This window comes from Gilvimarinus xylanilyticus (assembly GCF_024195295.1).
Taxonomy (GTDB): Bacteria; Pseudomonadota; Gammaproteobacteria; order Pseudomonadales; family Cellvibrionaceae; genus Gilvimarinus; species Gilvimarinus xylanilyticus.
The window spans coordinates 219533-235587 of record NZ_JAMFTH010000004.1 but is presented as its reverse complement, the minus strand read 5'-3'; the positions used below and the strand labels follow the sequence as shown (position 1 = coordinate 235587).

Below are 16055 nucleotides of genomic sequence, written 5' to 3'. Positions count from 1 at the left end.
GAGCGTGAGTAACTTGATTGCGACCAGCAAATTGACCGCGATTGTAGGCACCGGAGTTTCCGGCTTGTCTGCTGCGCGCTTTTTGCAGCGCAAGCAAGAAAAGTTTGTTTTGCTGGATACCCGCGAAGCGCCGCCAAGCCGCGAACAAATCGTGCGGGAGTTTCCCGACGTGCACTGTGAGTTTGGCACCTGGGATACCGATCTGTTAACCGGTGCCGAAGAAATTATTGTCAGCCCCGGTATTGCCCTGTCGTGCGACGAGCTTAAGCCGGCGCGCGATGCTGGCGTGCCACTGGTGGGCGATATTGAGGTTTTTGTTCGCCACGCACGCGCTCCGATTGTGGCTATTACCGGTTCCAATGGTAAAAGCACCGTGACCACGCTGGTAGGCGAAATGGCAAAAGCCGCTGGCAAAAAAGTAGCGGTAGGGGGGAACCTGGGGACCCCGGCGCTGGATTTGTTGGACGATGCCATCGAACTGTACGTGCTAGAGCTTTCCAGTTTTCAGTTGGAGTCGGTCAGTAAGCTGGGCGCTCAAGTGGCCTGTATTCTTAATATTAGTCCCGATCATATGGATCGCTATTCGGGTATGCCCGCCTACCATGCCGCCAAGCAACGAATTTATTACGGCGCCCGGCATGTGGTGGTTAACCGCGAAGATCCTCTTACCCGTCCGCCTCTGGCCGATGATGTTGCCATGAGCACTTTTGGTGGCAGTGCCGATTTTAAAAACATCGGTACGTTTACACGCGGCGGGGAGTTGCAGCTCAGTATGGATTTAATACCCCTGTTGCCGGTGAGCGAGTTAAAAATTAAAGGTAAGCACAATATTGCCAATGCCCAGGCGGCGGTGGCCATTGCCCGCGCCGCCGACTTGCCCATGGAAGCGGTGTTGCAAACTTTACGCGAATTTCCCGGTTTACCTCATCGCTGTCAGTGGGTCGCCGAGCGCCATGGCGTAGATTATATCGACGATTCCAAAGGTACCAACGTAGGGGCCACCCTGGCGGCGATTGAAGGCATGGCCCCCGAGTCTGGCAGGTTAGTGGTTCTGTTGGGCGGCGTCGCTAAAGATCGCGATTTTTCGTCACTTGTGCCCGCTCTGCAGGCTAACGCCCGGGCCATTGTGCTTTACGGGCAGGATGCCCAGGTGCTCGCCGAATCGCTGCAGGCGTTCAGCTTTATTGAGCGTGCGCAAAATTTGCAGCAGGCGGTGGATAAAGCCTCGCGTCTTGCTGAGCCGGGTGACGCAATTTTACTAAGTCCCGCCTGCGCCAGCTTTGACGAGTTTGAAAACTATATCGAGCGCGGTCGTACCTTTGCCCGATATGCGGAGGAGGTGGCGAATGTTTAAGCTGCCCCGGCCGCAACTGATTCGCGGTGTTGACCCAGACTGGACGCTAATTTGTCTGTGGGCGGCACTGCTGTCTGTGGGTTTGATTATGGTTGCCTCGGCCTCGGTGGCATTTGCCGGCGTTACCTATGATGACCCTTGGTTCTTTCTCGAGCGTCACGTGATTTTTTTGGGATTGAGTCTTGCAGTTTCGGCAGTGATCTTTATTTTCCCTTCGTTTTATTTGCAGCGCTTTAGTCTGTATATGCTGCTGATAGCACTGGTGTTACTGGTGGCAGTTTTGCTGCCGGGCGTGGGCCACCGGGTTAACGGTGCTCAGCGCTGGATTAATTTGGGCGGTTTTACCTTGCAGATATCGGAGGTGGCTAAGTTTGCCGTGATTGTGTATTTCGCCAATTACTTTGCCCAGCGCTACCCAAACAATGTCGGCAGCTGGAAAGAGTTTGGCCGCTTAATCGGTTTATTGGGTGTGGTGCTAATGCTGTTAGTGCTAGAGCCGGATTTTGGTGGCACCGTAGTTATTGGAGCAACCGCTATCGCGATTATGTTTATTGCCGGGTTAAAGCTTCGTTACCTGTTGCCACTGGTGGTGGCTGCGGGGGGCATACTGGCGTCGCTGGCGGTGTTTACTCCTTACCGAATGAAACGTCTGGCCACCTTTATGGACCCCTGGGCGGATCAGTTTAATGCCGGCTATCAGTTAACCCAGTCGCTGATTGCATTCGGGCGCGGTGAATGGCTGGGGATGGGCCTGGGCAATAGTGTGCAAAAACTTTTTTACCTGCCCGAGGCGCATACGGATTTTATTTTCTCGATTATTGCCGAGGAGTGGGGCCTGCTGGGTTGTCTGTTGGTATTGCTGTTGTTTGCCGCGCTTATCGTTAAGTTGTTGAAAATTTCCCGCGCCTGTCGTATTCGCGGTAATCACTACTTGTGTTATTTCGTTTTTGCCACCGCTGTACTGTTTAGCTTGCAGGTGTTTATCAATATCGGTGTGGCTTGCGGTTTACTGCCCACCAAAGGTTTAACCCTGCCGTTTATCAGTTATGGCGGTAACAGCTTATTGGTCAGCTGTGCCCTTATGGCGGCTGTGTTGCGCGCGGATATGGAAGTACGCACCGTACCCAAAGCGCGCGTGCCGGTTACTAATCCCTCGCGTGTGCGTGGCAGCGGCGAAGCGGTAACTGCCGGAGGTGCTGCATGAGCAAGCTCCTTATTATGGCGGGGGGAACCGGTGGCCATGTATTTCCGGCTCTGGCGGTCGCCAGTGAATTGCAACAGCGCGGCCATGAGATCACCTGGTTGGGTACCCGGCGTGGCATTGAGGCGCGTTTAGTCCCCGAGGCCGGTATTGCAATTGACTATATCAATGTCGAAGGCGTGCGCGGCAAGGGCGCGCTGGGCAAACTCAAAGCGCCGTTTCTGATTACCCAGGCGGTGGTTCAGGCGCTGGGCGTACTGCGTCGCAGTAAACCCGATTTAGTCATTGGGTTTGGCGGTTTTGCTTCCGGCCCCGGTGGTTTGGCGGCCAAGCTGTTGGGTATTCCGCTACTTATTCACGAACAAAATGCGGTGGCCGGCAGCACCAACAAAATTCTCGCCAAAATGGCCCGCCGGGTACTGACAGGTTTTGACCGAGTGTTTCCCCAGGGCGAATGGGTGGGTAACCCGGTGCGCGAAACTATTCGCGAATTACCCGAGCCCGCAGAGCGTTTTAACGCGCGCGGCGATGAGCCCATTCGTTTGTTGGTGTTGGGCGGAAGTTTAGGGGCGCTGGCGATTAACGAAATGCTTCCTCGGGCGCTGGCGTTAATTCCCGAGCAATCGCGCCCCCAGGTGCGCCACCAGTGCGGTGAAAAACATCAGCAACTTACCGCATCGGCCTATGTGGGGAATCAGGTTCAGGCGAAGGTAGAGCCTTTTATCGGCGATATGGCGGGCGCCTATCAATGGGCCGACTTTGTCATTTGCCGTGCCGGTGCACTAACCGTGGCCGAGCTGGCCGCGGCCGGGGTGGGGGCGCTGCTTGTACCTTTACCCTCGGCCATTGACGATCATCAAACCCACAATGCAGCGGTACTGGCGAGCGCCGGGGCCGGCATTAGTGTGCCGCAACGAGATTTAACGCCAGAGCATCTGGCCCAGCTGCTGCAACAAAAGTTTTCGCAGCGCGAGCAATTATTGGCGTTGGCGCAACAGGCCAGGCGGGTTCACCGAGGTGATGCCGCCGCCAAAGTCGCCGATGTCGCAGGGGAGTTACTGAATGGATAAATCAATTAGCTATTACGAAGTCCCCGAAATGCGCCGCATTCGCCGTATTCACTTTATCGGTATTGGCGGCGCGGGAATGAGTGGTATTGCCGAAGTGCTGTTAAATCAGGGCTATGAAATTTCGGGCTCTGACTTAAAAGAGTCGAGTGTCACTATGCGCTTGAAAGAGTTAGGGGCGCGTATTTGTATTGGCCATAGCGCTGAAAATATTGCCGGTGTGGATGTGGTGGTTAACTCCAGCGCTGTGGGCGAGAGCAACCCCGAAATGATCGCCGCGCGGGACAATCGTGTGCCGGTGGTGCGCCGTGCGGAAATGCTGGCCGAGTTAATGCGCTATCGCCATGGCATTGCGGTGGCCGGTACTCACGGTAAGACCACCACCACCAGCTTAATGGCATCGGTACTGGCGGCAGCCGATCGCGATCCTACGTTTATTATCGGCGGCTTGGTCAACAGTGCAGGCAGCAATGCCCAGCTGGGACAAAGTCGCTATTTGGTGGCCGAGGCCGACGAGAGTGATGCCTCGTTTTTGCATTTGCAACCCATGGTCGCGATTGTTACCAACATTGATGCCGACCATATGGATACCTACGGCGGCGACTTTTCCCGTCTTAAGCAAACCTTTGTCGAGTTTATGCACAATTTGCCGTTTTACGGTTTGGCGGTGGTGTGTGGCGATGACCCTATCGTGCAGGAAATTATCCCCGAACTGTCGCGCGCGGTAACCACCTACGGTTTTTCTGAAGACAGCGATGTACGCGCCGTCAATATTCAGCAAGACAAAATGTTCTCGCAGTTTGATGTTTTACAGGGCGATGCCGAGCCGCTCACGGTGCGTTTGAATATTCCCGGCAAGCACAACATTTTAAACGCCTTGGCGGTGATAGCCGTGGCGCGCGATGAAGGCATTAGTGATGATGCCATCGTGAGTGGTCTGGCTAATTTTGCCGGAGTTGGGCGCCGCTTTCAGGTGTACGGCAACTATCCGGTGGGTAGTGGGGAAGCCATGCTGGTGGATGACTACGGCCATCACCCTCGCGAAGTGGCGGCCACCATTAAAGCGATTCGCGACGGCTGGCCCGAGCGCCGTTTGGTGATGGTGTACCAGCCGCATCGCTATACCCGTACCCGGGATTTATACGAAGACTTTGTGGACGTTTTGTCGGCGGTGGATGCCTTGGTATTGCTAGAAGTGTACAGCGCCGGAGAAGACCCCATTCCCGGCGCCGATGGTCGCCACTTGTGCCGCACCATTCGCACCCGTGGCCAGGTTGATCCAATTTTTGTCGAGGGTGTCGATGGCGTCCCCGCCGTCGTGCGCGACATGATTCAACCCGGCGATATTGTCATTACTCAGGGGGCTGGCAATGTCGGCGCCCTGGCGCAAGAGCTGGCCAAACGCCAGCTGGTGGAGTAGAGCATTGAGTAGTGTGAGCAGTCTTAAAGAAAAATTTGGCCGCGTCGGTGTTCTCTACGGCGGCCACTCAGCCGAGCGGGATATTTCTCTTCGCAGTGGCGCAGCTATTATTTCGGCGTTAGAGCGCTTAGGCGTTGATGTAATCGGTATTGATATTGGCGCTGACGGTATTGCCCAGTTGCAACAGGCCAAGCTGGACCGGGCGTTTATCGCGCTTCACGGCCCCGGCGGTGAAGATGGCCGGATGCAGGCGGTGTTGGAGTATTTAAATATTCCCTTTACCGGTTGCGATGTGCAGTCCTCGGCCATTGCCATGGACAAACTGCGCACCAAGCAATTGTGGCGCGGGGTGGGAGTGCAAACGCCGGACTTTGTCGTGCTTAGCGAGCAAAGCAGTTGGTCTTTGGTGATGGAACAGTTGGGCGGCGAAGTCATGGTAAAGCCCGCACATGAAGGTTCCAGCATTGGTATGGCGCGCGTCGATAGCGCCGAGGCATTGCAGCAGGCCTATGGGAAAGCGGCCGAGTTTGATGCCTTGGTGATTGCCGAGCGGGTGATACGCGGCGCCGAATACACGGTGGCGATTTTGGGCAATAAAGCGCTACCGCCTATTCGCCTGGAGACCGATCATCGTTTTTACGATTACGAAGCCAAATATGAGGCCGGCGATACTCGCTACATCTGTCCCTGCGGTTTGGACGAGGTGCGTGAATCGGCGATTAAAGACCAGGCTTTGCAAGCGTTTCAAAGCATCGGCTGCACCGGCTGGGGTCGGGTGGATGTCATGGCCGATGAAAATGGCGAGTTTTATATGCTGGAAGTTAACACCGTGCCGGGCATGACCGATCACTCGCTGGTGCCTATGGCCGCTAAGGCCGAGGGGCTCAGCTTTGATCAGTTGGTATTAACCGTACTGGAGGAAAGCCTACTGCGATGAACACTCAGCCGCGCCGCGCCAAAGGTCATCGCCAGGCCACACCCAAGGGTGCGGTGCGTCGCGGTGCGCGCGATTTCAGCGGGGTTAAACGCGCCTTTGCACTGTTGCAAAAAGCGACACTGGTGGCCTTAGTGGTGGGTTTAGCAGCGGGGTTGTATCACTTTGGTGGCCAGGCATTAAACAGTTGGTTGCGCCATCCGGTGGATGAGGTTCGCGTGGAAGGGCAGTTTGTGCACATTGACCGGGCACAAGCCACCGAGCTGATTGGTAATGCCATTGATCGCGAGTATGTCGAGCTGGATTTGGCGCAGCTAAAAAGCAAAATTGAAGCTCATCCCTGGGTGGAGCGCGCGGTCATCAGCCGCGAGTTGCCCAGTGGTTTAAGCGTCACCCTGGTCGAGCAAGTACCCATTGCGCGCTGGGGGGATAACGGTTTTTTAAATCAGCGCGGCGAAATTATTGTTACCGATGATTTGGCCGATTTGGCGCAGCTGCCGCAGTTGTCGGGGCGCGATGTCGAATCGGAAGAGATTATGCGGCAATACCAGGATTTTTCCCGAGTGCTGCGCTCGCGCAACCTAAGCGTGGCCAGACTTTGGGTAGACGAATTGGATACCTGGCGTTTGCAGTTGCGCGGTCGCGCCGAACTAGTGTTAGGCAGTAGCGATGTGCCGGAAAGACTGCAACGTTTTTTGCGCGTGTATGACGAACATTTAATTCAACATTTCGACGCCGTGGTACGTGTCGATTTGCGTTACGCCAACGGTCTGGCGGTGTCCTGGTCAGACGCCTATGACGTAACCATAGAAACTACAGGATAAACCACACAGTGAAACTTTTTAGCAACAGCTTGGGGAAAAGAGGTCCAATGCATGGCGGGCTCTAATGACAACAAAATGGTAGTGGGGCTGGATATAGGCACATCCAAAGTGGTGGCTATTGTCGGGGCCGTAACACCCGAAGGCGAGCTGGAAATTGTCGGCATCGGCTCGTGTCGCTCCAACGGTTTAAAAAAAGGTGTGGTGGTCAATATTGAGTCCACCGTGCACTCTATTCAGCGCGCGGTTGAAGAAGCCGAGCTGATGGCCGGTTGTCAAATTCACTCGGTTTTTGCCGGTATTGCGGGCAGCCATATTCGCAGCCTTAACTCTCACGGCATAGTCGCCATTAAAGATCGTGAAGTGTACAGCCAGGATATTGAACGGGTGATCGACGCGGCCCAGGCGGTGGCGATTCCGGCGGATCAGAAAATCCTGCACATTTTGCCGCAGGAGTTTTTAATCGACGAACAAGAGGGCGTCAAAGAGCCCCTGGGGATGAGTGGCGTTCGCTTAGAGGCCAAGGTGCATTTGGTTACCTGTGCGGTGAACTCAGCGCAGAACATCGAAAAATGCATCCGCCGCTGCGGGCTGGAAGTAGAAGACATTATTTTGGAGCAGCTGGCATCGAGCTATTCGGTATTAACCGATGACGAGCGCGAGTTGGGTGTGTGCATTGTGGATATTGGCGGCGGCACCACCGACATCGCCATCTTTACCGAGGGCGCTATTCGCCACACCGGGGTTATTCCTATTGCGGGCGATCAAGTCACCAACGATATAGCTATGGCGCTGCGCACACCCACTCAGCACGCCGAAGACATCAAAATTAAATACGCCTGCGCGCTGGCCAAGCTGACCGGCCCTGAAGAAACCATCAAGGTGCCGGGCGTGGGTGATCGCGGTTCGCGCAGTTTGTCGCGTCAGGCTCTGGCCGAGGTGGTCGAGCCGCGCTACGACGAATTGTTTACCTTGGTGCAGGCCGAAATTCGCCGCAGTGGTTTTGAAGACATGCTGCCCGGCGGCATTGTGCTTACCGGCGGCACCGCCAAAATGGAAGGCGTGGTCGAACTTGCCGAAGAAATTTTTCATATGCCTGTGCGCCTGGGGGCGCCGGCCAATATTTCCGGGTTGTCTGACATTGTCAATAACCCGATTTACTCCACCGGTGTGGGGCTCTTGCAGTACGCGCTGAAACAGCATCAGGGCGAAATGCATGCAACACCGGCCAGCGAAAGTGGTGAAACCGGGTGGTTCACTAAGCTGAAAAAAATGTTTCAAGGCGAATTTTAACTTTTACTTTTTTTTAATTTTTCAATTTACGGACGATGAGAGGGGATTACCATGTTTGAGCTAGTAGACGACATGCCACAAAACGCAGTCATTAAAGTTATTGGTGTCGGTGGTGGTGGCGGCAACGCCATCAAGCACATGATTTCCAATCAGGTAGAAGGGGTGGAGTTTATCTGCGCCAATACCGATGCCCAAGCGTTGAATGACATCGACGCTAAAGTTGCACTGCAGCTGGGTAACAGCATGACCAAGGGCCTGGGCGCGGGCGCCAACCCCGAGGTAGGGCGCCAGGCGGCCATGGAAGATCGTGAGCGTATCGCCGAGTCACTGCGCGGCGCCGATATGGTGTTTATTGCCGCCGGTATGGGCGGTGGCACCGGCACCGGGGCGGCGCCTATTGTGGCCGAGGTGGCGCGCGACATGGATATTTTAACCGTGGCGGTCGTCACCAAGCCTTTCCCGTTTGAAGGCCGCAAGCGCATGCAGATTGCCGACGCCGGCATTAAAGAGCTGCAAGAGCGGGTCGATTCGTTGATTACTATTCCCAACGAAAAACTGCTTTCAGTATTGGGTAAAACCACTACTTTGTTGGACGCCTTTAAAGCCGCGAACAGTGTGTTGCAGGGCGCGGTACAGGGTATTGCCGATTTGATTATCCGTCCGGGCATGATCAACGTCGACTTTGCCGATGTGAAAACTGTAATGTCGGAAATGGGTATGGCAATGATGGGCACTGCCCACGCCCAAGGCGAGAACCGCGCCCGTGAGGCAGCCGAAGCGGCTATTCGCAGCCCGCTGCTAGAGGACGTCAACTTGCAGGGCGCTCGCGGCATTTTGGTGAACATCACCGCCGGTATGGACTTATCGTTGGGTGAATACGGCGAGGTGGGTGACACCATTGCCGAGTTCTCCTCCGACGATGCCACTATTGTAGTGGGAACTGTTATCGACCCCGAGTTGTCAGACGAGTTGCGTGTAACCGTTGTTGCTACCGGTTTGGGTGTGGCCGAAGAAATGGCCAAAGCTCCGACCAAAGTTGTGGTAGACAATACTCGCCGCGCCGACGGCCAGGTGGACTATGCTGCACTGGATCGCCCCACCGTTATGCGCAACAACGGCGGTCAGGCGGCGGCTACCGCTCCGGCGGCAGATCGGGATATGGAGTACTTGGATATCCCGGCCTTTTTGCGTCGTCAGGCGGATTAACGGTGAAATGATGGTGCGCTAAAGCGCAGCTTTTTAGCTGGGTCCCCGCCTGCGCGGGGATGACCGGAAAAACTTGACGAGTTGGCCTCGGGCGGAGTTATTGCGGTTACAACAAGCTGTTCTTTGCGGTCGAATGCGGTGTTAATGCACGGATGACGATGCCGGCCCTGAGGCGTAGGGGTAAATATTACTGACGTCATCCCGCGCAAGCGGGGATCCAGAGGACGAGCTGCCGGATTGTCCGTTCGTGCTGACGTCATCCCCGCGAAGGTGGGGACCCAGAAAAGAGTTGTGCCTCCGGTACATCCATCGTGCACCACATTTGGGCGAGATTGGTTAAAAACTGGTGGATTTAGTGAAATTTTGTTACAATCCGCCGCTTTGAACAGCCGTATTACAGGCGATGTCGCTGTTTGTGTGTCATTTCCCCGATTTCGGGGTCACACGCAGGTAGCGGGACAGTCGCGCCTGCCCAGTATCGACACTAGAGCCATACCCAAAAATGATCAGACAGCGTACGCTAAAAAATGCCATCCGCGCCACCGGCGTGGGCCTGCATACCGGCCAAAAGGTCTACTTAACGCTTCTGCCCGCCCCGGCAGACAGCGGCATTGTATTCCGACGGGTTGATTTAGACCCGGTGGTCGAAATTGAGGCCAAGGCCGAAAACGTGGGTGATACCACCCTCTCAACCAGTTTGGTCAAGGATGACGTTAAGGTATCAACCGTAGAGCACTTGCTCTCGGCCATGGCAGGCTTGGGTATTGATAATGCTATTGTTGAGGTCAGCGCGCCCGAAGTACCGATTATGGATGGCAGCGCTGGCCCCTTTGTATTTTTGATTCAGTCAGCGGGTATTCAAGAGCAGGCGGCGGCTAAGCAGTTTATTCGTATTAAGCGCCCTGTTACCGTTACCGACGGCGATAAATCCGCCAGTTTCGTACCTTTCGACGGTTTTAAGGTGTCTTTTTCTATCGAGTTTGATCACCCGGTCTTTGACGGCCGCGCTCTGGAGACCTCGGTGGACTTTTCCAGCACCTCGTTTGTGAAGGAAGTGAGCCGTGCGCGCACCTTTGGTTTTATGCATGAAATCGAATACCTGCGCTCTAAAGGCCTGGCTAAAGGCGGCAGTGTCGACAACGCTATCGTGGTGGATGAATACCGTATTTTGAATGAAGACGGCTTGCGCTATGACGACGAGTTCGTCAAGCACAAAGTCCTGGATGCGATTGGCGATCTGTATCTGCTGGGCAACAGTCTGATTGGCGAATTTAAAGCCCACAAGTCGGGCCACGCCTTGAACAATAAGTCCTTGCGCCAATTAATCGCGCAGCCGGATGCCTGGGAAGTGGTCACCTTTGAGGATGAAACCGCCGCCCCTATTTCTTATATGAAGCCGCTCTTAGCGGTATAAAAATAAGATATTTTAAGGCCCGCTGATTGTAACCAGCGGGCCTTTTTACTATAGTTGTCCAAATTTGTTGCAAACTAATCGCAATTAAAATGGGGCGGGAGCATAAAATAAACCGCTGAATAAAGTACATTAGTTAGCGCTTACTAACTCTGGGTGTTAATAAATCCAACATGAAAATCATACTGGTCAGTAAACGTCACGGTCATGCCCGCAGCATTCAGCTGGGTGGGTGGACGCGTGCGCTACTGTCTGTATGCATTTTGGGTCTGCCCGCGGTCGCCGGTGTGCTTGGTTACCACTTACTGGTCGCCCAGGCGGGGCATGGCGATGTGTTTAATGCCGAAACCCGCCGCGCCTGGGAAATGGCTCTCGCCGAACAAAAAGAGCAGGTGGTCGAAAGCAAGCGTCGCGCCCGCGCCGATGTCGCCGCACTGACCTTAAAAGTGGCCGAACTGCAGGCGCGCCTGGTAAGGCTCGACGCCTTGGGCGAGCGCCTTACAACCATTGCCAAGCTGGACAGGGGCGAGTTTGATTTCTCGCAAACCCCCGCGCTGGGCGGCCCCGAGGGCGAAACCTTAGGCGATGCCTACACCCCGCCGGACTTTATCTCGGCCATTGACGCCTTATCGCGGCAAATTGAAAACCGTGAACAGCAGTTGGAAACCCTGGATGCACTGCTGGTTAATCGCCGCCTCAAAGAAGATATCTTTGTCGCCGGTCGCCCCATTGAAAAGGGATGGATGTCGTCGCGCTTTGGCCGTCGTACCGATCCTTTTACCGGTAAAGCCGCCTGGCATGGCGGGGTTGATTTTGCCGGTAAAGAAGGCGCCAATATTATCGCCGTCGCCTCGGGTGTGGTTACCTGGTCGGGCGATCGCCACGGTTATGGCAACCTGGTAGAGATTAACCACGGCAACGGTTTTACCACCCGTTACGGTCACAACAAAGAAAACACCGTCGAGGTGGGCGATGTGGTCAAAAAAGGCCAGGTGGTTGGCCTTATGGGATCTACCGGCCGCTCCACTGGCCCTCATGTTCACTTTGAAGTGTACAAAAACGGCCGCGCGGTCGACCCCGCATCCTATATTCATCGCACCCTGCGATAACCTTCTCTCGCTCTACTCGTTAAACCTCTCCAGTGCGTTTAAAAACGCGCTGCATTAATGATTTCTATTTTTGGATTAGTAACATGTTAGGCAAAATTACCAAGTTTCTGGTCGGCTCTAAAAACGACCGTGTCCTTAAACGTATGCGCAAAACTGTGGCGCGCATTAACGAGCTAGAAGAGCCGATGCAGGGGCTGTCGGATGCCGAGCTGGCCGCTAAAACCGACGATTTTCGCAAGCGCTTCCAGGACGGCGAAAAGCTGGACGCCCTGTTGCCTGAAGCCTTTGCCGTAGTGCGCGAGGCCAGCCAGCGCACCTTGGGTATGCGCCACTTTGATGTGCAGTTGATTGGCGGTATGGCCCTGCACGAAGGTTGCATTGCCGAAATGCGCACCGGTGAGGGTAAAACCCTGATGTCCACCTTGCCCGCTTACCTGCGCGCCATTACCGGTCTGGGCGTACACATTGTCACCGTAAACGATTACCTGGCCAGCCGAGACGCCGCCTGGATGAAGCCGCTATACGACTTTTTGGGCATCAGCGTGGGGGTTATATACTCGGGGCAGGATACTCAGAGCAAGCGCGGCGCCTATGCCGCTGATATAACCTACGGAACCAACAACGAATTTGGCTTTGACTACCTGCGCGACAACATGGCCATGTCCAAAGAGGACAAGGCTCAGCGCCCGCAGCACTTTGCGGTGGTGGATGAGGTGGACTCCATCTTGATCGATGAGGCGCGCACACCGCTGATTATTTCCGGCCCCTCACAGAACAGCTCTGAAATGTATCAGCGCATGAATAAGCTGATCGCCAGTCTGACCCGTCAGAACGAGGGCGAGGAAGACGGTGACTACTTTGTGGACGAAAAGACCCGCCAGGTAGAGCTTACCGAACAGGGCCACCAGCACGTCGAGCAGCTGCTGATTGACGCCGGCTTGCTGCCCGCCGAAGACAGCCTGTATTCCGCCGCCAACTTAAGCCTGCTGCACCACGTAAACTCGGCGCTGCGCGCCAATGCGCTGTTTAACCGCGACGTGGAGTACATCGTACAAAACAACGAGGTGGTACTGATTGACGAGCACACCGGCCGCACCATGCCCGGTCGTCGGTTGTCAGAGGGGCTGCACCAGGCCATTGAGGCCAAAGAGGGCGTGCGCATTCAAAGTGAAAGTCAGACGCTGGCCTCCACCACTTTCCAGAACTTGTTCCGTCTGTATCCGACTCTATCGGGCATGACCGGTACCGCCGATACCGAGGCGTTCGAGTTCCGCGAAATTTACAGCTTGGATGTGGTGGTTATCCCCACCAACAAACCTAAACAGCGTATTGACCAAAACGATTTAATTTATCTGTCCACCGAAGATAAGTTCGACGCTATCGTAAAAGACATTGAAGAGTATCGGGCCAATAACGCGCCGGTGCTGGTGGGTACCGCTTCAATCGAGACCTCGGAAGAAATGTCCAAGCGTTTGCAAAAGGCAAAAATTCCGCACCAGGTGCTAAACGCCAAATACCACGAAAAAGAAGCCGAAATTATCGCCCAGGCGGGCCGCCCAGGTGCTGTAACCATTGCCACCAACATGGCCGGCCGTGGTACCGATATTGTTTTGGGTGGTAGCTGGGAGGCCGAAGTCGCCAAGCTGGACAACCCCACCCAAGCGCAGATTGATAAGATCAAAGCCGAGTGGCAAGAGCGCCACGACGCGGTGATCAAAGCCGGCGGTTTGCACATTATTGGTACCGAACGTCACGAATCGCGCCGTATCGATAACCAGCTGCGCGGTCGTTCCGGACGCCAAGGCGATCCGGGGGTCACCCGTTTTTACCTGTCGCTGGAAGATAACCTGATGCGTATCTTCGCCTCCGACCGGGTGCGCGGTTTTATGCAATCACTGGGTATGGAAAAAGGCGAGGCTATTGAGCACCGCATGGTGAACAACGCCATTGAAAAAGCCCAGCGCAAAGTCGAGGGCCGCAATTTCGACATTCGTAAGCAGCTGCTGGAGTTTGACGATGTCGCCAACGATCAGCGTCAGATTGTCTACCAACAGCGCAACGAGCTGCTAGAGGCCGAGGACATCTCCGATACCATTACCAACGTGCGCGCCGACGTGGTGGCCGACGCCATCAGCGCCCACATTCCGCCGCAGTCCATCGAAGAGCAGTGGGATGTGCCGGGGCTGGAAAAACAGCTGGAAGCTGACTTCAGCATCGAGCTGCCGCTGCAGAAGTGGTTGGACGAAGACGACAACCTGCACGAAGAAACCCTGCGCGAGCGTATTTTGAGCGAAGTGCAGGGCGCCTACGACGCCAAGTGCGAGCGCATTGGCCAAGCGGTGGGCAAACCCGACGCCATGCGCGAGTTGGAGCGCCAGGTAATGCTGCAGGTGCTGGACAATGCCTGGAAAGAGCAGCTGGCCAGCATGGATCATTTACGTCAGGGGATTAACCTGCGCTCATACGCCCAGCGCAACCCCAAACAGGAATACAAGCGCGAGGCTTTCTACCTGTTCCAGGAAATGCTGGACAACGTAAAAGCCGAAACCATCAAGCTGTTGGCGCGGGTGGAGCCTATCACCCAAGAGCAAATGGATCAGATGGAACAGCGCCGCCGCGAGCAAGAGGCACAATTGCGCCAGCAAATGCAAACCAAGCACGAGCAGGCCTCGGCCCTGGGCGAGGCGCCCCAACCCCAGAGTGAGCCCGCAACCGGGCAGGCCAACGCCCAGCCCTACACTCGCGATGGTCGCAAAGTGGGCCGCAACGATCCCTGCCCCTGTGGTTCCGGACAGAAATTTAAACAGTGTCACGGTAAGTTAGGTTAAGCGAGAACACACATGGCCGTAGGTGAATATCCGTTTCCGGACATGCCCCCCATTGCGGGGGTAAATATTGGTGTTGCCGCGGCGGGCATTAAAAAAGCCGACCGCAACGATTTGCTGCTGTTTGCTTTGCCCGAGGGCGCCACGGTCGCGGGGGTGTTTACCCAAAACGCCTTTTGCGCCGCGCCAATTAAAATTTGCCGTGAGCATTTACAGCAGGGGCAGCCTCGCTTGCTGGTAATCAACTCCGGCAACGCTAATGCCTGCACCGGCGGCGAAGGCCGGGCTAATGCCCTCGCCGTATGCGATCAGGTCGCGCGCGAATACTCCCTGGCGCAAACCGATGTCTTGCCGTTTTCTACCGGCGTAATCGGCGAGCCGTTACCCGTGGGTAAAATCAACGCCGCTGTACCCGCGCTGGTGCAAAGCGCCGCCGAAAGTCAGTGGCAGGCTGCCGCCCGCGCGATTATGACCACCGACACCCGTCCCAAAGGCGCCACTCGCCAGGTGGAGCTAGACGGCGTTACCGTAACCATCAACGGCATCGCCAAAGGCGCGGGCATGATTAACCCCAATATGGCCACTATGCTGGGTTTTATCGCGACGGATGCGGCCATTGACCAGGCACCTTTGCAAGCGCTGGTGCGCGAAGCGGCGGGCTTATCCTTTAACCGCATTACCATCGATGGCGATACCTCCACCAACGATGCCTGCATGGTTATGGCCTCAGGCCAGGCGGGTAATACCCGTATAGTCGATACTCAAAGCCCGGCATACCAAACCCTAAAGGCGGCGATTGGCGAGGTCTGTACCGAGCTTGCGCAAATGATCGTCGCCGACGGCGAGGGAGCCACCAAATTTGTCACCGTGGATGTTAACGGCGGCGCCAGCCACGATGAATGCCTTAAAGTTGCCTACGCTGTGGCTCATTCACCGCTGATTAAAACCGCGCTGTTTGCCTCGGACCCCAACTGGGGCCGCATCGTCGCCGCCATCGGGTACGCCGGCGTTGAAAACCTGGATGACACTGCGGTGCGCGTGCATTTAAATGATGTGCTCATTGTGGAAAATGGTGGCCGTGCCGCCAGCTATACCGAAGAGCAAGGCCAATCGGTTATGAATGGCGAGCGCATTACTATTCACATTGACCTGGGCCGGGGTAATTGCAGCGAATTGCTATGGACCACTGATCTGTCCTACGAGTACGTGCGGATTAACGCTGATTACCGGACTTAGTGTTGGTGTGCTGGGTGCACTGCGTCTGACGATTATGATGTGACGAGTCACAGGCTTTTTATAGGCCCGGGTCGCCGGGCGGGGCGAGTTACTTTTCTGTTGTTTGGGCAACAGAAACCTAACGAAAAGAGAAGCCCACCCCGGTTCGCGGCCCTGACGGGTTCCCTCACTCCAACCA

General features: G+C 55.5%; 12 protein-coding genes. All 12 read left to right on the top strand.

The window, feature by feature from the left end; all coding sequences use genetic code 11:
- Positions 1-4: 4 nt before the first annotated feature.
- The 12 genes from murD to argJ all read left to right on the top strand — a co-directional run bounded on the left by murD (position 5) and on the right by argJ (position 15877).
- Positions 5-1354, top strand: a complete 1350-nt coding sequence (gene murD, locus M6D89_RS13135) for a UDP-N-acetylmuramoyl-L-alanine--D-glutamate ligase (protein WP_253968538.1) — start codon at positions 5-7, stop codon at positions 1352-1354.
- Positions 1347-2558 (top strand): putative lipid II flippase FtsW, encoded by a 1212-nt coding sequence (gene ftsW, locus M6D89_RS13130; RefSeq protein ID WP_253968537.1) that lies wholly within the window; start codon positions 1347-1349, stop codon positions 2556-2558. The genes murD and ftsW overlap by 8 nt, the downstream gene beginning before the upstream one ends.
- On the top strand, positions 2555-3625 hold the full coding sequence (murG, locus tag M6D89_RS13125; RefSeq protein ID WP_253968536.1) for an undecaprenyldiphospho-muramoylpentapeptide beta-N-acetylglucosaminyltransferase: 1071 nt from the start codon (positions 2555-2557) through the stop codon (positions 3623-3625). Before ftsW ends, murG begins: the two co-directional genes overlap by 4 nt.
- Positions 3618-5042, top strand: coding sequence for a UDP-N-acetylmuramate--L-alanine ligase (murC, locus tag M6D89_RS13120; RefSeq protein WP_253968535.1), 1425 nt, complete (start codon positions 3618-3620; stop codon positions 5040-5042). The genes murG and murC overlap by 8 nt, the downstream gene beginning before the upstream one ends.
- Positions 5043-5055: 13 nt before the next feature.
- Positions 5056-5979 (top strand): D-alanine--D-alanine ligase, encoded by a 924-nt coding sequence (locus tag M6D89_RS13115; RefSeq protein ID WP_418930358.1) that lies wholly within the window; start codon positions 5056-5058, stop codon positions 5977-5979.
- Positions 5976-6800 carry a cell division protein FtsQ/DivIB gene (locus M6D89_RS13110; protein ID WP_253968533.1) on the top strand — a complete coding sequence of 275 codons (825 nt, stop codon included), beginning with the start codon at positions 5976-5978 and terminating at the stop codon, positions 6798-6800. Before M6D89_RS13115 ends, M6D89_RS13110 begins: the two co-directional genes overlap by 4 nt.
- 51 nt (positions 6801-6851) lie before the next feature.
- A complete protein-coding gene (gene ftsA / locus M6D89_RS13105) occupies positions 6852-8090 on the top strand; it encodes a cell division protein FtsA (protein ID WP_253968532.1) in 1239 nt (412 codons plus the stop codon).
- Positions 8091-8141: 51 nt separating this feature from the next.
- A complete protein-coding gene (ftsZ, locus tag M6D89_RS13100) occupies positions 8142-9296 on the top strand; it encodes a cell division protein FtsZ (RefSeq protein WP_253968531.1) in 1155 nt (384 codons plus the stop codon).
- Between the two features lie 502 nt (positions 9297-9798).
- The gene (lpxC, locus tag M6D89_RS13095) at positions 9799-10710 is read left to right on the top strand and encodes a UDP-3-O-acyl-N-acetylglucosamine deacetylase (protein WP_253968530.1); all 912 of its coding nucleotides are present in this window, start codon (positions 9799-9801) and stop codon (positions 10708-10710) included.
- Positions 10711-10880: 170 nt separating this feature from the next.
- On the top strand, positions 10881-11816 hold the full coding sequence (locus tag M6D89_RS13090; protein WP_253968529.1) for a M23 family metallopeptidase: 936 nt from the start codon (positions 10881-10883) through the stop codon (positions 11814-11816).
- An 83-nt stretch (positions 11817-11899) separates the two neighbouring features.
- The gene (gene secA / locus M6D89_RS13085) at positions 11900-14644 is read left to right on the top strand and encodes a preprotein translocase subunit SecA (protein ID WP_253968528.1); all 2745 of its coding nucleotides are present in this window, start codon (positions 11900-11902) and stop codon (positions 14642-14644) included.
- Positions 14645-14656: 12 nt separating this feature from the next.
- Positions 14657-15877, top strand: a complete 1221-nt coding sequence (argJ, locus tag M6D89_RS13080) for a bifunctional glutamate N-acetyltransferase/amino-acid acetyltransferase ArgJ (protein WP_253968527.1) — start codon at positions 14657-14659, stop codon at positions 15875-15877.
- Positions 15878-16055 lie beyond the last annotated feature (178 nt).

Coding starts and splice junctions, on each gene's coding strand:
- ftsW (WP_253968537.1), top strand. CDS start 1,347: ATGTTTAAGCTGCCCCGGCCGCAACTGATTCGCGGTGTTGACCCAGAC.
- murG (WP_253968536.1), top strand. CDS start 2,555: ATGAGCAAGCTCCTTATTATGGCGGGGGGAACCGGTGGCCATGTATTT.
- murC (WP_253968535.1), top strand. CDS start 3,618: ATGGATAAATCAATTAGCTATTACGAAGTCCCCGAAATGCGCCGCATT.
- M6D89_RS13110 (WP_253968533.1), top strand. CDS start 5,976: ATGAACACTCAGCCGCGCCGCGCCAAAGGTCATCGCCAGGCCACACCC.
- ftsA (WP_253968532.1), top strand. CDS start 6,852: ATGGCGGGCTCTAATGACAACAAAATGGTAGTGGGGCTGGATATAGGC.
- ftsZ (WP_253968531.1), top strand. CDS start 8,142: ATGTTTGAGCTAGTAGACGACATGCCACAAAACGCAGTCATTAAAGTT.
- lpxC (WP_253968530.1), top strand. CDS start 9,799: ATGATCAGACAGCGTACGCTAAAAAATGCCATCCGCGCCACCGGCGTG.
- M6D89_RS13090 (WP_253968529.1), top strand. CDS start 10,881: ATGAAAATCATACTGGTCAGTAAACGTCACGGTCATGCCCGCAGCATT.
- secA (WP_253968528.1), top strand. CDS start 11,900: ATGTTAGGCAAAATTACCAAGTTTCTGGTCGGCTCTAAAAACGACCGT.
- argJ (WP_253968527.1), top strand. CDS start 14,657: ATGGCCGTAGGTGAATATCCGTTTCCGGACATGCCCCCCATTGCGGGG.